Origin of the sequence: Streptomyces sp. STR69, from assembly GCF_024519455.1 — a bacterium.
GTDB lineage: Bacteria > Actinomycetota > Actinomycetes > Streptomycetales > Streptomycetaceae > Streptomyces.
Genome location: NZ_JALJRY010000020.1, coordinates 17577 through 34732 on the forward strand (window position 1 = coordinate 17577; position 17156 = coordinate 34732).

Below are 17156 nucleotides of genomic sequence, written 5' to 3' on the forward strand. Positions count from 1 at the left end.
TGTTTCCAGCAAGCCCTGACGCGCGAAGGAGTCGAACCCCACGATGGACCAGCCCGTACGACGGCACGGCGCCCGCTTCACCGGGCGCACGGCCGTGATCACCGGAGCGGCCTCAGGAATCGGCGCCGCCACGGCCGTACGCCTCGCCGAGGAGGGAGCGGCCGTCGTGCTCGTCGACATCGCCGAGGAGCGGGGCGAGGCGGTGGCGGAACGCATCGGCAAGGACGGCGGGCGGGCCCGGTTCGTGGCCGCGGATGTCGCGGCCGAGGACGACTGGGCACGGATCGTCGAGGCCGCGCACGGCTTCGGGCCCGTCGACGTCCTCGTCAGCAACGCCTTCACCGTCGACGTCAGACCTGCCCACGAGATGAGCCTCGCCTCCTGGCAGCGACAGCTCGACGTCAACCTGACCGGCAGCTTTCTCGGTTTCCGGGCGGTCCTGCCCGATCTGGAGGAGCGGCGGGGCGCGGTGGTGCTGACCTCGTCCGTGCACGCGTTCAGGGGCCTCCCCGGACATCCCGCCTACGCCTCCGCCAAAGGCGCCCTGCTCTCCCTGTGCGGCCAACTCGCCGTCGAATACGGGCCCGTTGTGCGTGTCAACGCCGTCGTGCCGGGACCGATACTCACAGCCGCCTGGGACAGAGTGCCACCCGAGGAACGGGAACGCAGCATCGCCGAGACGGCCGCCCGCCGCTTCGGCGCACCCGAGGAGGTGGCCGCGGCCATCGCGTTCCTCAGCGCGGACGAAGCCTCCTTCATCACCGGTACGAGTCTCGTGGTGGACGGCGGCTGGAGCGTCGTCAAGGCCTCCGCATGACCACGCTCCACAACCAGCAGAAAGGCTGTACGACATGACGCCCTATGCCCGACGCGGCGTCCACGGCCAGACCGTGGAAGTCCTCGCCCGCCGCATCCTGGGCGGCGAGATCGCCGAAGGGGCCACGCTGGATCTGGTCGCGCTGCAGAGCGAGTTGGACGTCAGTCTGACCGCGCTGCGCGAATCGCTGAAAGTGCTCGCGGCCAAGGGGATGGTCGACGCCCGGCAGCGTCGCGGTACCTTCGTGCGCCCCCGCGCCGAGTGGAACCTGCTCGACGCGGACGTGCTGCGCTGGCAGTTCGAGGGTGCCTCCACCTCCGAGTCCGACCGGGCGCTGCTGCACAACCTCGCCGAAGTGCGCGCCATCATCGAACCCGCCGCCGTCCGACTCGCCGCCCAGCGCCGCACCGACGAGGACCTGGCCGCCCTGGACGGCGCCCTCGACGCCATGGGGGAGGAGGGCTCCGACGCGGCCCACGCCGTCGAGGCCGACCTCGCCTTCCACCGCGCGCTGCTCGCCGCCACCCACAACGAACTCCTCGAACGCATGGAGATGGTCATCGAGTCGGGCCTGGCGCACCGCGACCGCATCGTCCACAGCGCCCCGCACAGCGAGGACCCGGTCCCGGCCCACCGCGCCGTCCTGGACGCCGTACGCGAGCGGGACCCGCAGGCCGCCGAGGCCGCGATGCGTGCCCTGCTCGACCAGGCCGGCCGCGACCTGGACCGGCTCGGAGACTCCGAAGAAGGTTCAGAAGAAGACTCCGAAGAGACGGAAGGCTCCCGCTCCCAGTGAAGATCACCCGTGTGGAAACCTTCCTGGTCCCGCCCCGCTGGCTGTTCTGCCGGGTGGAGACCGACGAGGGCGTGGTCGGCTGGGGCGAACCGGTCGTCGAAGGGCGCGCCGAGGTGGTGCGTGCCGCGGTCGACGTGCTGGCCGAACACCTCGTCGGCCAGGACCCGTTGCGCATCCAGGACCACTGGCAGGTGATGTCCAAGGGCGGCTTCTACCGGGGCGGCCCCATCCTCTCCAGCGCCGTCGCCGGCCTCGACCAGGCGCTGTGGGACATCGCCGGGAAGACCTACGGCGCTCCGGTGCACGCCCTGCTCGGCGGGCCGGTGCGCGACCGTGTCCGGGTCTACGCGTGGGTCGGCGGCGACGAACCCGCCCAGCTGAGCGAGCAGATAGCCGCCCAGGTCGAGGCGGGCTTCACCGCCGTGAAGATGAACGCCGCCGGAGCCACCTCACCGATCCCCACCCCCGCCGAGACCGCCGCGATCGTCGCCCGGGTCGCCGCCGCCCGTGAGGCGCTCGGCCCGGACCGCGATGTCGCCGTCGACTGCCACGGCCGCTTCACCGCCCCCGCCGCCCGCCGCGTCCTCACCGAACTCGCCCCGCTGCACCCGCTGTTCGTGGAAGAACCGGTGCTTCCGGAGCACGGCCATCTGCTGGCAGGACTGGTCGAGTCGAGCCCGGTACCCCTCGCCACCGGTGAACGCCTTTACGGACGCGCCGAGTTCCTGCCCCCGCTCGCCGCGGGCATCGCCGTCGTCCAGCCCGACCTGTCCCACGCCGGCGGCATCTCGGAGGTGCACCGCATCGCCTCCCTCGCGGAGGCCTACGGTGCCCAGCTCGCCCCGCACTGCCCGCTCGGCCCGATCGCGCTGGCGGCCAGTCTCCAGGTCGCCTTCGCCACCCCCAACTTCCTCATCCAGGAACAGAGTCGGGGCATCCACTACAACAAGGACGCCGACCTGCTGTCCTATCTCGTCGACCCCGCGCCGTTCCGGTTCGTCGACGGTCACGCACTGCGCGGAGACGCCCCCGGCCTCGGCATCACCGTCGACGAGGCCGCCGTACGGGCTGCCGACCGCACCGGTCACGCCTGGCGCAACCCCGTGTGGCGGCACCCCGACGGCTCGTTCGCGGAGTGGTGACCGTGCCGCTGGACATCGTTATCGATCGTGCCCACGGCGGGCGTTGGACCTCGCTGCGGGCGGGGGACCGCGAATGGCTGTGGCGGCGTGACGCACCCGAGCGGGCGAAGGTCTTCCCCGGCGACGCCTTCGTGGACGCGGGTGGACTGGAGGAGTGCGTCCCCACGGTCCGTGGCGATCCCGACCACGGAGACGTCTGGTCACGGCCCTGGACGCGGGAGGGGGAGGCGGACGTCGTTCGCTGCGACCGCTTCACGCTGGCACGTACCGTGCGCGGGACCTCCGACGGTGCCGAGGCCGACTATGTGCTGACGGCCGACGCGGGCTTCCGCTTCGTATGGGCCGCGCACGCCCTGCTCGACCTCTCCGACCGGGCGGGGCTGCACCTCCGCGAGGGAGCGCGCACCCGGCTCTTCCCCGAGGCGGCTCCGCTGTTGGACGGGGCGTGGCCCAAGGGCGACCCGTGGGTAGAGGGCGACTGGCCCGCGCCGGGCGGACTGCGCCTGGACCGGTTCGGGCCGGACGACGGCACCGCCGTAGGAGCCGTCGTGGACGCTTCGCACTGCTGCGTCCACGACCGGGACGACCGTCTCTCACTCGCTCTCGAAGCCGACGGGCAGCCCCTGTCCATCGCCCTGTGGCGCAACCTGGGCGGCTTTCCCGCCCAGGACCCCTATCGCAGCACGGGCGTCGAACCGATGCTCGGCCGAGTCTTCGACCTCGCGGAGGCGGGCCCCGGTGACGCCGCCCGAGTACCCGCCTCGGGTGCGGCGCGGTGGCGGCTGACGCTGGCCACGCACTGCCGCTGTGTCTGAACCGACCTGCACGGGAAGGGAATTCGTCCCATGGAACTTGAAGACGCCCGAGCGGTCGGAGTCGGCGGGGGCGAGGGGGCGGTGGTCTGCATCGGGGAGACCATGGCGGCCCTGGCGCCCGCGCCGTCCGCGTCGCTGGAGAACGCCGACGACCTGCGGGTGTCGGTGGCAGGCGCGGAGTCGAACGTGGCCATGTACCTGGCGGACCTGGGCATCCCCGTGTCCTGGCTCTCGGCCGTGGGGGACGACGCGCTGGGCCGGCGGGTGCTGGCCGAGGTCGGCGCGGCGGGAGTCGACGTCGGCGGAGTGCGCCGCGACCCCGAGCGGCCGACCGGCCTGCTCGTGAAGGAGCCGACCGGCAGCCGGACCCGCGTCCACTACTACCGCGGCAACTCGGCGGCCTCGGCGATGGGGCCCGACGTACTCCACGACGACCGGCTCAGGTCGGCCTCCGTCCTCCATCTCACGGGCGTGACCGCGGCGCTGTCCCCGTCCTGCCGGAGCCTGGTGGCCACCGCGCTCGCCGTCCCGGCCGACGAACGGCCGTACGCCATCAGCTTCGACGTCAACCACCGGCCCGCGCTGTGGCCGCCCGACACGGCCGCCACCGTGCTGCGCGAGCTGGCCGACCGGGCCGACATCACCTTCGTCGGGCTCGACGAGGCACAGGATCTCTGGGACGCGGACCTCGAACCGGCGGACGTACGACGGCTGTTGCCCCGTCCACGTCTTCTCGTCGTCAAGGACGGCGGACATTCGGCGGTCGCGTTCAGCGCGGAGGGCAGCTGGACCGTGCCCGCGCTGGGCACGGACGTGGTGGAGCCGGTCGGCGCGGGCGACGCGTTCGCCGCCGGGGTGCTGACCGGTCTGCTGCGCGGCGAGGACATGGAGCGCGCGCTGCGGCTCGGACACATCACGGCCGCCTCGGCACTGAAGGTGACGGCCGATCACGGGCCCCTGCCGGACAGCGCCCGGATCGAACGACTCCTCTCACTCCCGACCGACGAATGGGCCGCAACGGCAGGGCAGTTGGCCGTCCCGGTCAGGGATGGGGCACCGCGGTGACCGCATTCGATCCGGGAGAGTCGGGGCTGGCGTTCATGTCACCGGGGGAGGGCGACACCGACGGGACACGCGCGGGCCCGACGGGCGCCTTCTGGTCCAGGTGCGTCGCCGCGAACAGGATGCCGACCACCACCGCGGCCACCACCAGGACCGCGACGGCGGCGGTGGTCACTCCCGGAGCGAGACGCACCCGGCCCGGGCGGAGACTGCTGCGAACAGCCTGACCTGCGGACATGTGATTCCTCGAATCGTCGATGGTGAACGGTCTGTCGGGCCGCCGCCACAGGTGGCTTCCCGTGGCGAAGGCCCCGGCTCGGAGGCGCCTCCACCCGGACAGACGTTCCGACCGCATCGAGGTTGCAGGTCGGAAGAATCTTTTCTACGACGAGTCCGCGTCGGCCCTACATGTCGAGGACGAGGTCCGTCCCGGGCCGGGCGCAGCAGATGAGGACCTCACCGGCCGCCGGTGGTTCGAGCGGTTCGGGGGAGTAGGTGATCGTGCCGGACAGCAGAGGCGTCACGCAGGTGTGGCAGACGCCGGTGCGGCAGCTCCAGCGGGTGGGGACGTCGCAGGCGTCGGCGAGTTCGAGCACACTGCGCCAGCCGTCGTCGAACGGGACGGTGAGACCGCTGCGCGCGAAGGTCACCGACGGGCCGGTGCCGGGCGGTCCCGGCGGCTGGTGGGGTGCTCGGGCGGGCTGTCCGGTGACTCCGGGGTTGATGGCGGCCAGGGCCCCGAACAACTCGGTGTGGATGTGCGCCGGATCGACGCCCGCCTCCGTGAGGGCCTGCCGCATGTCGGCCATGAAGGGGGCGGGGCCGCACACGTAGGCGGTCGCGTCGGCGGGGACGGACAGTGCGATCAGCCTGTCCTTCGTGAGGCGGCCCGGCGCCGCATGGGCACGCCGGCGTTCCTCGGGGGTGGCCGCGCTGTAGAAGACGTACTCGTGCGCGTGCGGCAGCGCGGCGAGCAGGTCGTGTGCCTCGGCCGCGAGGGGGTGTTCGCGGGGGCCGCGGGCACCGTGGATCCACCAGACCTCACGTTCGCTCTTCCCGGCGGCGAGCGCGTGCAGCATGGACAGCACCGGTGTGAGGCCGATGCCGGCGGAGACCAGGAGCACCGGCCCGCTTCCTTCGGCGTACACGAACTCACCGCGGGGCGCGGCGACTTGGAGGTCCGCACCGGGCCGTAGCCGCGTGGTCAGATAGCCGCTCGCCGTGCCGTGGGGCTCGTGTTTGACGCTGATCCGGTAGCTGCCGGCATCGGGCGCGGCGGAGAGCGAGTAGCTGCGCACCGGGGCGGGGACGGTCGTGGTGGGGACGCGCAGGGTGAGGTACTGGCCCGCTCGGGCGGGCGGGAGCGGGGAGCCGTCGGGGTCGGCCAGCCGGATCGAGGTGACCGTCGTGCTCTCCGCGGTCACGTCCGTCACCCGCAGCGGGCGGAAACCGTCCCAGGCCGGGCGGGCGGCGGGCTCCGAACCGTCAGCGCTGGCGAGCAGTTCGCGGAAGGACCCCTGCCAACCCGGGCTCAGCGCGGGCACGTTCAGGGCGAGGCGCAGCTTGGCGGGGTCGCGGCCAGGTAGGTAGAGGAGCGCGTCCGTGTCGGCCACGCTCAGCGCGCCCGGACCGGTCCTGGTCCGTACGATCCGGTCGCCGGCCTGCACCCGCCCCTCGCTGACGACCCGCATGTAGAAGCCGGGGCGGTGATGGCTCACCAGCAGGGCGGCCAGCTCGGGTTCGCCGAAGCGCATACCGACCCGGTAGCAGGTGACGCGCGGCTGGGTGACCTCGAACTCGGCCTCGCCGATGCGGTACCGGTCACCGATGCACACCTCGTCGTCGAGCAGGCCGTCCACGGTGAGGTTCTCGCCGAACTGGCCGTAGCCGAGGTCGTCGCGGCCGAAGTGCCGCTGCCAGTGCCGGTACGACTGGATCTGGTAGACGAGCACGGCCCGCTGTTCGCCGCCGTGACCGGCGGTGTCGCCCTGGCCGTCGCCGTCGATGTTGAGCCGGCGGACCATGGCAGGGCCTCGCACCGGGTACTTCCACACACCGGTGCGGACGTTCCTGCCCTCCCACGGAACGTCCTTCGGCATCCCGACATTCACCGACAGCAGGGTGGGCACGGGGAACTCCTTCCCACGGGGACGACCGGCAGGGTCGCACCCGAGACGGCAGTCGTCCCCTCCCATACTGAGGGTGCGGTCGGCGTCGTGCGAGACCGCACCCTCAGTGCACGGCCTAGTTCGGTGCCGTGATCCGGAGGCGGATCGTGCGGGCTTCCGGGCGCAGCGCGAACGCGGGCCACACGTCCGGGCCGCAGGCCCGTGAGCCGAGGCCGTGCTGAGCGGCGTCGACGGTCAGGTAACTCGACGCAGAATCCGGCAGTTCGAACGGGTGTCCGGACCGGGCGATCTCCTGCGGGGTGTGGCGGCTGAGCGTGAAGCCGGGACGGCGGCCCTGTGTGTCGGGGAGCGCCTCGACGCGCAGCACGTCGGCGTCGCCGGTCGTCAGTGCCAGCCGGCGCACCGCGGAACGGTGTCCGGTTTCCTGGGGCCGCGCGTACTCGACCGAGAGGTCACGGATGCCTGCGGCGAACCGGCCGGTGCGGGCCGCGCGCAGACTGTCGGGGTAGGACTCCAGCGGGCCCGGGCCGAACCACTCGGCGCCGTCGACGGGAGCCGTACCGTCGGGCAACTCGAAACGCACCCCGATCCGCGGCCACACCGTCCGCCAGCCGTGCGAGGGCTGGATCTCCACCCGCAGCTCCACCTCGCCGTCGCTCTCCCGCGACCAGACCGACTCCACCAGCACCGACAGCCCCGAGTCGGCGGCCGAGACCTTGTCGACCGTGCGCAGCGCGTCCACGGTCTGCTCCACGGACACCCGTCGCGAGGTCAGCCGGTCGAGCCCGTCACGGAGCCACAGCTCGGCGTTGGACACCCCCGAGACGCTTGCATCGCTCTCCTCGACCTCGCCCCACGCACCCTTGTCGTTGTCGGTCGGCGCACGGAACAGCTCCAACCGGGGCCCTGCCACGGCACGTTCGCCGAGGCGCACGAGGGACCCGCCGACGAACTCGGCGATCCCGAGCGTCAATGTTCCGTCGCCGGGACGCCAGCCGCTCCGAGGTCGGACACCGGGCACCGGGCGGCGAACCGAGAGGTCCAGCTGGGCAGTTGCCACCACATGACCCTCGGACGCCCAAGCCGTGTCCCGCGCCAGCTCCGCGTCGATCGTCAGCCAGGTCTCGGCATCCGGCGACACCGCGACCGCCGGCAGCGACACCCACCCCGAGTCGCCCGCCCCGACCCGCGGAACCTCCAACTCCCCTGAATCCACTGCCATTCCGTCGTGCTCGACCCGCCAGCGGAACCGCAGATCGGACGTGTCGGCCGTATGCCGCAGATTCGTGATCGCGACCTTGTCGCCGTCGAACGCGAAGTCCACCGGCGCCACCACGGCCTTGAACTCGTGCAGGCTGGGCGTCGGACTGCCGTCGCTCAACACCATGCCGTCCATCACGAAGTTGCCGTCGTGGACGACCTCCCCGAAGTCACCGCCGTACGCGTAGTACGGCGTCCCGTCCGGGGCCGTGGCCAGGATGCCGTGGTCGCGCCACTCCCAGACGAAACCGCCGTGCAGGCGCGGGTGTTCGTGCACCAGCGCCTCGTACTGGTCGAACGCGCCAGGACCGTTGCCCATCGCGTGCGCGTACTCGCACAGCAGGAACGGCTTGGTGCGCTGCCGGGCACCCTGCGCGGGCGTGCAGTTGAGCAGCGGGGCGCGTGAGCCGTCGATGCCGATCTGCTCGGTCTCCAGCACGGACGCGTACATACGGGAGTAGACGTCGGTGTATTCGCCGGTGTAGTCGCCCTCGTAGTGCACCGGGCGTTCGGCGTCGCGGGCGTGGACCCACGCGGACATGGCGGCGAGGTTGCTGCCGGTGCCCGCCTCGTTGCCGAGCGACCAGATCACGATGCTGGGGTGGTTCTTGTCCCGCTCGACGGTGCGCTCGACACGGTCGAGGTACGCCTCGCGCCAGGCCGGGTCGTCACTGGGGTTGCCGGTCCAGCCGACCTTGTCGAAGCCGTGCGTCTCCAGATCGCATTCCAGGATCACCCAGAACCCGAGCTCGTCGGCGAGGTCCAGCAGCCGGGGATGCGGCGGGTAGTGGCTGGTGCGGATCGCGTTCACGTTGAACCGCTTCATGAGCGCCAGGTCCTCACGGGCGTGCGCCTCGTCGAAGACCCGGCCGCGCTCCGGATGGGTCTCGTGCCGGTTCACCCCGTGGAACACGACCCGGCGCCCGTTGACCAGGAACTGGTCCCCGCGGATCTCGACCGTACGGAAGCCCACGCGCAGGGTGACGGTCTCCGTGGCCGTCGACACGGTGGCGTCGTAGAGGCGGGGCCGCTCGGCGGACCACGGCTCCACGACGGCGATGTCGACGGGCGACAGATCGGCCGGCGTGGTCCAGACCCGCTCCACGCCCAGCTCGGGGATGCGCAGGGTGACCGGGAACGCCGTGGCGTCGGCGGTGATCTCCGCCTCGACCCGGCCGCGGCCGTCGTCGAAGCCGGTCCGCAGCCAGACGTCCTCGATGCCCCCGGCCGGCCGGGCGACCAGGGTGACATCGCGGAAGATGCCCGGCAGCCACCACTGGTCCTGGTCCTCGACATAACTGGCCGCCGACCACTGGTGCACCCGCACCGCGACGACGTTCCCACCCGGGCGCACCGCCGACGTCACATCGAACTCATGGGCCAGCCGGCTGCCGCTCGCGCCGCCGATCTCCACCCCGTTGACCCACACCGTGAAGAGCGACTCGACACCGTCGAAGCGCAGCACGACCCGCTCGGCGTCCGACCAGTCGGCGGGCACGTCGAAGGTACGGCGGTAGTCGCCGGTCGGGTTCTCGTCCGGGACGTACGGCGGGTCGATCGGGAACGGGAACTGGACGTTGGTGTAGATCGGGCGGCCGTACGCGCCGTCGCCCTGCAGCACCCAGTGCGCGGGCACGGGGATGCTGTCCCAGCCGTCGGCGTCGAAGCCTTCGGCCGCGAAGTCCTTCGCCGCCGACGCCGTGGGGGACAGGCGGAAACGCCAGGACCCGTTCAGGGAGAGGGACTTCGCGTCTGAGCGCAGCCACGAGCGCGCCGGGCGCAGGGCACCACGGCCGGGTGCGAGGTCGGAAACACGGGGGGAGAACTCGGGGAGCAAGAGGTCACAACGCTTTCATGAGAGCAGAACGGGTCGTATTGCATTCGATCATGGCGGTCTACCGGAGCACGACGGTGCGGATCTCCCAGGGCCCGAGGTCGAGTTCGAGCACGTCGGTGACCGGGGTGCGGGACAGCGACCGGCCCAGCAGATCGACGGTCGTGACCTCCGTGAAGGTCCCCGTCACACGCACCGTGGACGCGGTGTCGCTCATCGCGGTCAACCGCACCTCGATGCCGGTGGCTTGGGCGTCGTCGCCGCCGACACGGTGGACGGCCGACACGAGGACGTCCTTCCCGTCGACCCGCAACCCGGCGGTGTCCGGCGGCAGTTGACGCCCGGCGGGCCCGGTTCCACGAGTCACCAGGACGTCGCTCCGGAACTCCTCGGCGAGCGCCACCGCGTGGGCACCACGCCAGCCGGACGCCGAGGGCACCACGGCGAACCGGTTCTCGATCCGCATCCCGAGGTCCTGCGCACCAGGTACGGGGATCTCGCTCGCCGCCGGTTCGTCGCGCAGGGGGTGGATGTTGACACTGATGGAGCCGATCGCGCGCAGCAGCGTGACGGCGAGTTCGGAGCCGTCACCGACCAGTTCGTACTCGCTGGAGTGGTCGAGCAGGACGGTGGCGGCGCCCGCCGACACGAACGAACCGGCCGGGAAGGTCGGGAGCGGATACTCGCCCCAGCCGCCCTCGGCGGTCAACCCGCGTTCGGTGACGGCGAATTGCCCGGCCGACGCGGACGTGGTCACCGGCTCGGGCAGCGGCACGTGGAAGCGGAGCCGGTGATCGGCGGACTGGTTCAGGAAGGACGTGGAGACCCGCACGAACGGCTCGCCCACGCGCACTTCCACCAGCGTCTCCACCGGCGTCGGCACGGCCCGGTCACCGCGCACATCGCGGTCGGGGGATAGCACGGCTGGCCACTGGTAGACCCGCGTGACCCTCGACCGCGAACGCAGCGGGCCGGTTTCGAGCACCTCGACGGTGATCTCCGTGGGCTCCGAGACGAGGACGTCCTGCGCCGGGGGAGCGTAGTTGTAGCTGTCGCCCCGGTCACCGCCGTCGACCAGACGCCCCACGCCGTACAGAACGGTGCCGTCCTGCCCGGTGATGTCCAGGGTGCCGTCGGCGGCGACCGTGACCTCGACCAGGCCGTTGGAGAGGGTGCGATCCGTCGCCGTGGCGGGGGCGGACACGGTCGAAGCGGTGGTTTCGCTCGGCTCGACCCGGAAGCTCGACAGTCCGGAGGCGGGCACGTCCACGGGTACGAGCGCGGTGGCCCGGGCCTCCTCCAGCGTCAGCACCCGCCACTCGCCCGGATGCGCCGCGGCTGCCGCGGCGACCTCGCGGCGCAGGATCAGCAGGTCGAAGGGTCCGCTCGCCGGGACCTCGGCGAGGTGGAACACGAGCTCACCGGCGGTGAGTTCGTAGTGGTCGATCAGTCGGCCGAAGAGCTCGCGGCGGTGGATACGGCGCAGCACGCGTTCCAGCTGCGAGGCGTCCATGCGCTCGTCGCTGAGGACGGTCGGCGCCTGGGAGATCAGTTGTACGGGGGCTGTCGAGCCGTCGGCGGCGGTCGCGAGGAGCGCGGTCCCCTCCGGCGGGGCCACGACGTCCACCTCGACCAGCGCCGTACGGTCGAACGGCAGCGGGTTGGCGACCAGATGGCCGTCGCTCGGTACCAGGGCGGCGGGCTCGGCGAGCGCCGCGTCCCGTACCGCACGGGCTGTCTGCGCGGCTTCGGCGAGGCGGGCGGCGACCTGGTCGCAGGTCTCGTCGGTGCCGGAGCCGACGACCGAGTCGTGCGCGGTCGACTCGATGATCTTGTGCCAGGCGAGCGCGAGGAACGGTGAGTCGTCGCGCCGGGACCACAGCGCGTTCATGCGCTCGGCGTGGTCGATCGTGCGCTCCGCGACGGCCATGCGCTGCTTGAGGCCGAGCCGTACCGACAGCACGCCCGGGAGGATGTTGCCGCGCACATGGCTGCGCAGCTCACCGGTGACGACGGCGGAGACCTGGTCGCGGACGTGCTTGCGGAGGTACTCGTCGAGCGTGGCGACGGTGATGGCCCGCCCCTCACCGGAGGCCCGCCGCAGCCAGGACGCCAGTTGGGGGTCGGGCGCGTTGTGGTCGGTGCCGGCCATCGCCAACACCGGGTCGCCGCCCCACCGTTCGGCCGTCATCTCCGCGTAGTCGTGGAGAGCGCGGCCGATCTGCTCGGGGATCAGGAGTACGTCGAGGCCGTTGTCGTAGCCGTCGAAGAGGAACTCGGTACGGACCTGGGAGCCGTCCGGCGCACGCCAGTTGAAGGCGTGGCCGTCGACGGATCCGGGCACTCCGCGCCACAGCGCCGCGTGCTCGATGCCGGCCCGGGCCAGGATCTGCGGCATCTGCGCGATGTGGCCGAACATGTCCGGCAGATAGCCGACCGGCATCGCGCCGCCCAGCCCTTCGGCGGCGGCCCAGCCCATTTGGAGGTTGCGCACGATGGTCTCGCCGGAGCAGAGGAACTCGTCGAGCAGGATGAGCCACGGTCCGATGGCGAGCCGGCCCTCGCGGACCAGGGCCACGACCCGGTCGCGGTTCTCCGGCCGCATCTCCAAGTAGTCCTCGATCGCCGCCAGTTGACCGTCGACGGTGAACCGGAAGTCCGGGTCCGTCTCCGCCGTGTCCAGCACGGTGTCGAGGGCGGCGACGAGCCGGTGCCGGAACACCTGGAAGGGCTCGTACCACTCCCGGTCCCAGTGGAAATGGGGCACGAAGACAGCGGAGTCGCTCATGACAGGTGGCACCTTCTGTGCGGGGGCGGTCACTTGAGGGAACCGGCGGCGAGTCCGGTGCGCCAGAACCGCTGGAGCAGGATGAACAGGATGATCACGGGCACGATCGACACCAACGAACCGGTGATCACGGACTCTTGAAGGAGCGGGGCCCGCGCGGTCTGGCCGTTCCACTCGTAGAGGCCGAGCGTGATCGGGAAGAGGGACTCCTTCTGCAGCATCACCATCGGCAGGAAGAAGTTGTTCCAGATGGCGACGAACTGGAACAGGAAGATCGTCACCAGTGACGGCGTCATCAGCTTGAACGCCACCGAGAAGAAGGTGCGGAACTCACCGGCACCGTCAAGCCGCGCGGACTCCAACAGCTCTTGCGGAACTGCCGCGTTGGCGAATATCCGGGCCAGATAGACACCGAACGGGCTGACGATGCTCGGCAGGAACACCGCGAAGTACGTGTTGACGATCCCGGTCGCCGAGAACAGCAGGAACAGCGGGAGCGCCAGCGCGGTGGTGGGGACGAGAACGCCGCCGAGGATGACGGAGAACAGGAACTCCCGTCCGCGGAACTGGAACTTGGCGAGCGCGTAGCCGCACAGCGCGGAGATCAGCGTGCCCACGACCGCGCCGAACACCGCGTAGATCACGGTGTTGACGATCCACTTGCCGAAGACGCCGTCGCTGCGGGTGAACAGGACGCGCAGGTTCTCGAACAGGTTGAAGTGCGAGAACGTCAGCCCGTTGGTGGCCGCGAGATCCCCCTGCGGCTTGGTGGCCGCGACGATCAGGAAGTAGATCGGCAGCAGGAAGTAGATCGCCAGGAGGAGCATCACGGCCATGGCGGCCGTACGGCTGACCTGGCTCTCACGGTTCACGGTTTGCTTGCTCACAGCCCGGCCCTCTTCGAGGTCAGTCGCATGAACCCGAAGCTCAGGACGAAGGTGATGACGGCGATGACCACCGAAATGGCCGCGGCCTGCTGGTAGTTGTTCCCGGAGGCCACCGCGTACGCCAGCATGTTCGGCGTGAACGTGCTGGAGATGTTCGAGGAGATCTGCCGCAGCACGGCAGGCTCGGCGTAGAGCTGGAGCGTGCCGATGATCGAGAACACCGTGGTGAGGATGATCGACGGGGCGATGATCGGGACCTTGATCTGCCAGGCGATGGTCCAGTTGCTGGCGCCGTCCAGCTTGGCGGCCTCGTACAGCTCCTGCGGGATCGACTGCAGGGCCGAGAACATGATCAGCATGTTGTAGCCGGTCCACAGCCACGTCGAGATGTTCGCCGCCGACCACAGCACCGCGCCCGGGCCGAGGAAGTCGGGCTTGAGCCCGATGCCGTTCAACAGGTCGACGACGGGGCTGAGTTGGGGTGAGTAGAGGTATGACCACATGATCGCGGCGATCACGCCGGGTACCGCGTACGGCATGAACGCGGTGATGCGGAACACCGACTTGAGCCGCAGCAGCGGAGTGTCGAGCAGCAGCGCGATCACCAGGGCGACGAACAGCATCACCGGCACCTGCACGATGCCGAAGAGTCCGATGCGGCCGACGCTCGACCAGAACTCGTCGTTCTGGAAGACCTTCGTGTACTGCTCGAAACCCCCGAACGTCGTGTACGAGGTGCCGTACTGCCCGCCGGTGCGGCGGACGACGCGGACGCTCTGCCACAGCGCGTAGCCGACCGGCACCAGGTAGAAGAGCACGAACGGGAGGAAGAAGGGGATCACGAACGCGAAGATGGTGCCCGCCCGGGGGCCGCCGCCGTTGAGACGGCGACGGCCCCCGGGAGACGCCACCCCGCGCGTCGCGCGGGTTGCGATGTCGGTCATCGTGCGGTCACTTGCCCGCCGCTGCCGGGATCGCCTGATCCTTCATCGACTTCAGCGCGGCTGCCTGAGCCGTCGCCAGGGCGTCGGAGAGCGTACCGCTCCCGGCCGCCGCCTTGGCCATCGCGTCCTGCAGCGCCAGGTTCACCGTCTTCTGGGTCGGGCCCCAGGCGAAACTGGTGTTGATCTTCTTGGACGAGTCGGCGAAGACGTCGAAGATCTTCTCGTTGTTGTAGTACGGAACTCCCTTGGACAGCGCGGGGAGTTGGAGCCCGGCGTCGGCCGCCGGGTACAGGCCGCCGAGCTGGTTCTCCAGCGCGAGGGCCTCCGGGTCGGTGTTGAGCCAGGTGTTGAACTTGACCGACTCGTAGAGGTGCTTGCTGCCCTTCATGAACGCGACGGTCGAACCACCCCAGTCACCGGAGGCGCCGTCCGAACCCCACGTCGGCATCGGGACGATCGTCCACTTCCCGGCCTGCTTGGGCAGGTTGTCGCGGAACATGCTGTAGCCCCAGGCGGCGCCGACGTAGCTGGCGATCTGGTCCTTCTGGTACGCCGCGTACATCTGCGTCGAACCGTTGGCGAGGTCGGTGCGCACCAGCTTGCCGGCGATCAGCTTCTGCCAGTAGTCGGCGACCTGCCTGCTCTGGTCCGAGGCGACCGTGACCTGCCACTTGTTGCCGGAGTAGCTGTACATCTGGGCGTTGTTCTGCCACAGGAGTCCGTTGAACCACTCGGCGTTGTTCGGGTCGAAGAACGTGATGTCGAGCTTCGAGTCCGCCTTGTGCAGCTTCGCCGCGGCAGCCGCGTACTCGTCCCAGGTGGTGGGGATCGCGATGTCGTACTTCTTGAAGATGTCGCTGCGCACGTAGAGGGCCATCGGGCCGGTGTCCTGCGGCATGGCGAACACACCGGTGTCGCCGAAGCTGGCCTGCGACCAGGTCCACGGCACGAACTTCGACTTGGCCGCCGTGGCCGCCGAGCAGGCCGACGCGTCCACGAAGGCGCTCTGGGTGCGCAGGTTGGGGAGCTCGTCGTAGCCGACCTGGGAGAGGTCGGGGGCCTTGCCCGCCTTGAGGGCGTTGCTGAGGATGCCGTACTGGTCGTTGGAGATGTTCTTCGTCTCGACCTGGATGTTCGGGTTCTTCTTGTTCCACAGGGCGACCACCTTGTCCATGCCCGGAACGGTGTTCCAGTACTGGAGGGTGACCTTGCCCTTCGCGGGGGCGCAGGAGGTCGCGGATGTCTTGGCCGACGTCGTGGATGACGAGCATCCGGCGAGTACGGAGACACTGGCGGCCACGGCGACGACGGCGAGGCGGAAGCGAGTGATTCTGCTGCTCATAGTTTCCGTTCCAGACAACGACTAGCGGCGGTGCTAGGCGGCTCGGTGCTGATCCCCCGGGAGGGATGTCTGCTGGAGTGGGTACACCATTTTGTTGCGGTACGAGGTCTCCGTGAGCGCTCCCGTGAGCGCTCACGGGACTCTCTGTGCGAAACCTGTTTCAAGTGTGTTGCGAATGTTCGGAAGTTTGCGCTCCGGCGCGGGGGAGTGTCAAGACATTCGGACCGGACGCGCACCCGTGCGGGTCAGGCGGAACCACTCAGCCGCAGTTCGGCCTGTACGACCAGTTCGTCGGCCGCCAGCGCCTCCGCGCCCGACAGCAGCCGCGCGACCTGCTCGATGGCGAGGGCGCCGAGCCCGCGCGTGTCGAGGGCGACGCTGGTGAGCGGGGGCTCGACCAGCGCGCCGAGCTGCAGGCCGTCGAAGCCGATGACCGCCAGCTCGTGCGGGACGTTCCTGCCCAGCCGGCGGGCTTCCCGCAGGGCGCCGATCGCGATGATGTCGTTGAACGTGAAGACCGCGGTGACGTCGGGGTGGGCGGTGAGCATGGCCCTGAGCGCCTCCCCGCCGCCGTCGGCGGTCTGGTCCGCGCCGACCACCAGGCCCGGGTCGATCCCGTGCGCCGCCGCGGCCGTCGTGAACCACTCGTGCCGGACGCTCGGCTCGGCGCGGGTGTGGTGGTCGAGCATGCCGATCCGGGTGTGTCCCCGCGCGACCAGGTGCGCGACCGCGGCGTGCACCCCCGCTGAGCCGTCGATCGTGATCGCGCTGAACCGCGTCCGCTGCTCCCGGCCGATCAGTACCACCGGCATGCCACGCGTGAACTTCTCCAACTCGCTCTCGGGGCAGCTGAAGTAGCCGATGACCGCGTCCACTTGGGAGCTGATCACCTGGAGCGTGCCGAGTTCCTCCTCCGCCCGGTCCCCGGTGTCGTACACGACGACCTGCCAGCCACGGGCCCTGGCCGCCTCCAGCGCGGCGGCGGCGACCTCGGTGAAGAACGGGTTGAGCAGGTCGGGGATGACCAGCCCGATCGTCATCGTGTCCTGGCGGACCAGACCGCGGGCGAACCGGCTCGGGCGGTACCCGAGCGCCCGAGCGGCGTCGAGTACCCGCTGCTTGGTGTCGACGTCGATCTCGTCCTTGTCGTTGAGCGCCCGTGACACGGTCTGCCGGGACACCCCGGCCGACTTGGCGACGTCATTGATCGTGATTTTCCGGGGCTCGGTCCCCGCTGCTGATGGCAGCACCATCGCCCACCTCCCGCTTCTCGCGAACGCCGGTGCGCGCGCAAGGCCCGAGTATGCCCGTACCGGGGCGGCCGGACGAAGCGACGGCCA

Annotated in this window: 13 protein-coding genes; 5 read left to right on the forward strand and 8 right to left on the reverse strand. The window is 70.5% G+C overall.

Translation table 11 applies throughout. From position 1 onward, the window contains the following. Positions 1-43: 43 nt before the first annotated feature. The 5 genes from OC490_RS32270 to OC490_RS32290 are packed head-to-tail and all read left to right on the forward strand — an operon-like array spanning position 44 to position 4635. Complete coding sequence (locus tag OC490_RS32270; RefSeq protein ID WP_262061558.1) at positions 44-817, forward strand: SDR family NAD(P)-dependent oxidoreductase; 774 nt, start codon at positions 44-46, stop codon at positions 815-817. Between the two features lie 34 nt (positions 818-851). Further along, positions 852-1613, forward strand: a complete 762-nt coding sequence (locus OC490_RS32275) for a FadR/GntR family transcriptional regulator (RefSeq protein ID WP_262061559.1) — start codon at positions 852-854, stop codon at positions 1611-1613. Continuing rightward, complete coding sequence (gene dgoD, locus OC490_RS32280) at positions 1610-2755, forward strand: galactonate dehydratase (protein ID WP_200714520.1); 1146 nt, start codon at positions 1610-1612, stop codon at positions 2753-2755. Before OC490_RS32275 ends, dgoD begins: the two co-directional genes overlap by 4 nt. Continuing rightward, complete coding sequence (locus OC490_RS32285; protein WP_262061560.1) at positions 2752-3570, forward strand: hypothetical protein; 819 nt, start codon at positions 2752-2754, stop codon at positions 3568-3570. The genes dgoD and OC490_RS32285 overlap by 4 nt, the downstream gene beginning before the upstream one ends. A 30-nt stretch (positions 3571-3600) precedes the next feature. Further along, positions 3601-4635 (forward strand): sugar kinase, encoded by a 1035-nt coding sequence (locus tag OC490_RS32290; protein WP_262061561.1) that lies wholly within the window; start codon positions 3601-3603, stop codon positions 4633-4635. On the opposite strand, the gene OC490_RS32295 is transcribed toward OC490_RS32290, so the two are convergent. The 8 genes from OC490_RS32295 to OC490_RS32330 all read right to left on the reverse strand — a co-directional run bounded on the left by OC490_RS32295 (position 4613) and on the right by OC490_RS32330 (position 17069). Continuing rightward, positions 4613-4870: a hypothetical protein gene (locus OC490_RS32295; RefSeq protein ID WP_262061562.1), complete on the reverse strand. Its 258-nt coding sequence runs from the start codon at positions 4868-4870 to the stop codon at positions 4613-4615. The two genes, OC490_RS32290 and OC490_RS32295, sit on opposite strands and share 23 nt — an antisense overlap. Positions 4871-5036: 166 nt before the next feature. Beyond that, the gene (locus OC490_RS32300; RefSeq protein ID WP_262061563.1) at positions 5037-6761 is read right to left on the reverse strand and encodes an MOSC and FAD-binding oxidoreductase domain-containing protein; all 1725 of its coding nucleotides are present in this window, start codon (positions 6759-6761) and stop codon (positions 5037-5039) included. 115 nt (positions 6762-6876) lie between these two features. After that, positions 6877-9858: a glycoside hydrolase family 2 TIM barrel-domain containing protein gene (locus OC490_RS32305; RefSeq protein ID WP_262061564.1), complete on the reverse strand. Its 2982-nt coding sequence runs from the start codon at positions 9856-9858 to the stop codon at positions 6877-6879. Positions 9859-9916: 58 nt separating this feature from the next. Next, complete coding sequence (locus tag OC490_RS32310) at positions 9917-12643, reverse strand: glycoside hydrolase family 38 C-terminal domain-containing protein (protein WP_262061565.1); 2727 nt, start codon at positions 12641-12643, stop codon at positions 9917-9919. 29 nt (positions 12644-12672) lie between these two features. Beyond that, positions 12673-13479, reverse strand: a complete 807-nt coding sequence (locus OC490_RS32315; protein WP_410099204.1) for a carbohydrate ABC transporter permease — start codon at positions 13477-13479, stop codon at positions 12673-12675. 47 nt (positions 13480-13526) lie between these two features. Beyond that, complete coding sequence (locus tag OC490_RS32320; protein ID WP_262061567.1) at positions 13527-14474, reverse strand: carbohydrate ABC transporter permease; 948 nt, start codon at positions 14472-14474, stop codon at positions 13527-13529. Positions 14475-14481: 7 nt separating this feature from the next. Further along, the gene (locus OC490_RS32325; RefSeq protein ID WP_262061568.1) at positions 14482-15816 is read right to left on the reverse strand and encodes an ABC transporter substrate-binding protein; all 1335 of its coding nucleotides are present in this window, start codon (positions 15814-15816) and stop codon (positions 14482-14484) included. A 245-nt stretch (positions 15817-16061) separates the two neighbouring features. Continuing rightward, positions 16062-17069, reverse strand: a complete 1008-nt coding sequence (locus OC490_RS32330; RefSeq protein ID WP_262061569.1) for a LacI family DNA-binding transcriptional regulator — start codon at positions 17067-17069, stop codon at positions 16062-16064. Positions 17070-17156: the final 87 nt, after the last annotated feature.

Excerpts from the sequence above, each read along its gene's own strand:
- OC490_RS32295 (WP_262061562.1), bottom strand. The coding sequence starts at position 4,870 with ATGTCCGCAGGTCAGGCTGTTCGCAGCAGTCTCCGCCCGGGCCGGGTG.
- OC490_RS32270 (WP_262061558.1), top strand. The coding sequence starts at position 44 with ATGGACCAGCCCGTACGACGGCACGGCGCCCGCTTCACCGGGCGCACG.
- OC490_RS32320 (WP_262061567.1), bottom strand. The coding sequence starts at position 14,474 with ATGACCGACATCGCAACCCGCGCGACGCGCGGGGTGGCGTCTCCCGGG.
- OC490_RS32290 (WP_262061561.1), top strand. The coding sequence starts at position 3,601 with ATGGAACTTGAAGACGCCCGAGCGGTCGGAGTCGGCGGGGGCGAGGGG.
- OC490_RS32315 (WP_410099204.1), bottom strand. The coding sequence starts at position 13,479 with ATGGCCGTGATGCTCCTCCTGGCGATCTACTTCCTGCTGCCGATCTAC.
- OC490_RS32310 (WP_262061565.1), bottom strand. The coding sequence starts at position 12,643 with ATGAGCGACTCCGCTGTCTTCGTGCCCCATTTCCACTGGGACCGGGAG.
- OC490_RS32330 (WP_262061569.1), bottom strand. The coding sequence starts at position 17,069 with ATGGTGCTGCCATCAGCAGCGGGGACCGAGCCCCGGAAAATCACGATC.
- OC490_RS32275 (WP_262061559.1), top strand. The coding sequence starts at position 852 with ATGACGCCCTATGCCCGACGCGGCGTCCACGGCCAGACCGTGGAAGTC.
- OC490_RS32325 (WP_262061568.1), bottom strand. The coding sequence starts at position 15,816 with ATGAGCAGCAGAATCACTCGCTTCCGCCTCGCCGTCGTCGCCGTGGCC.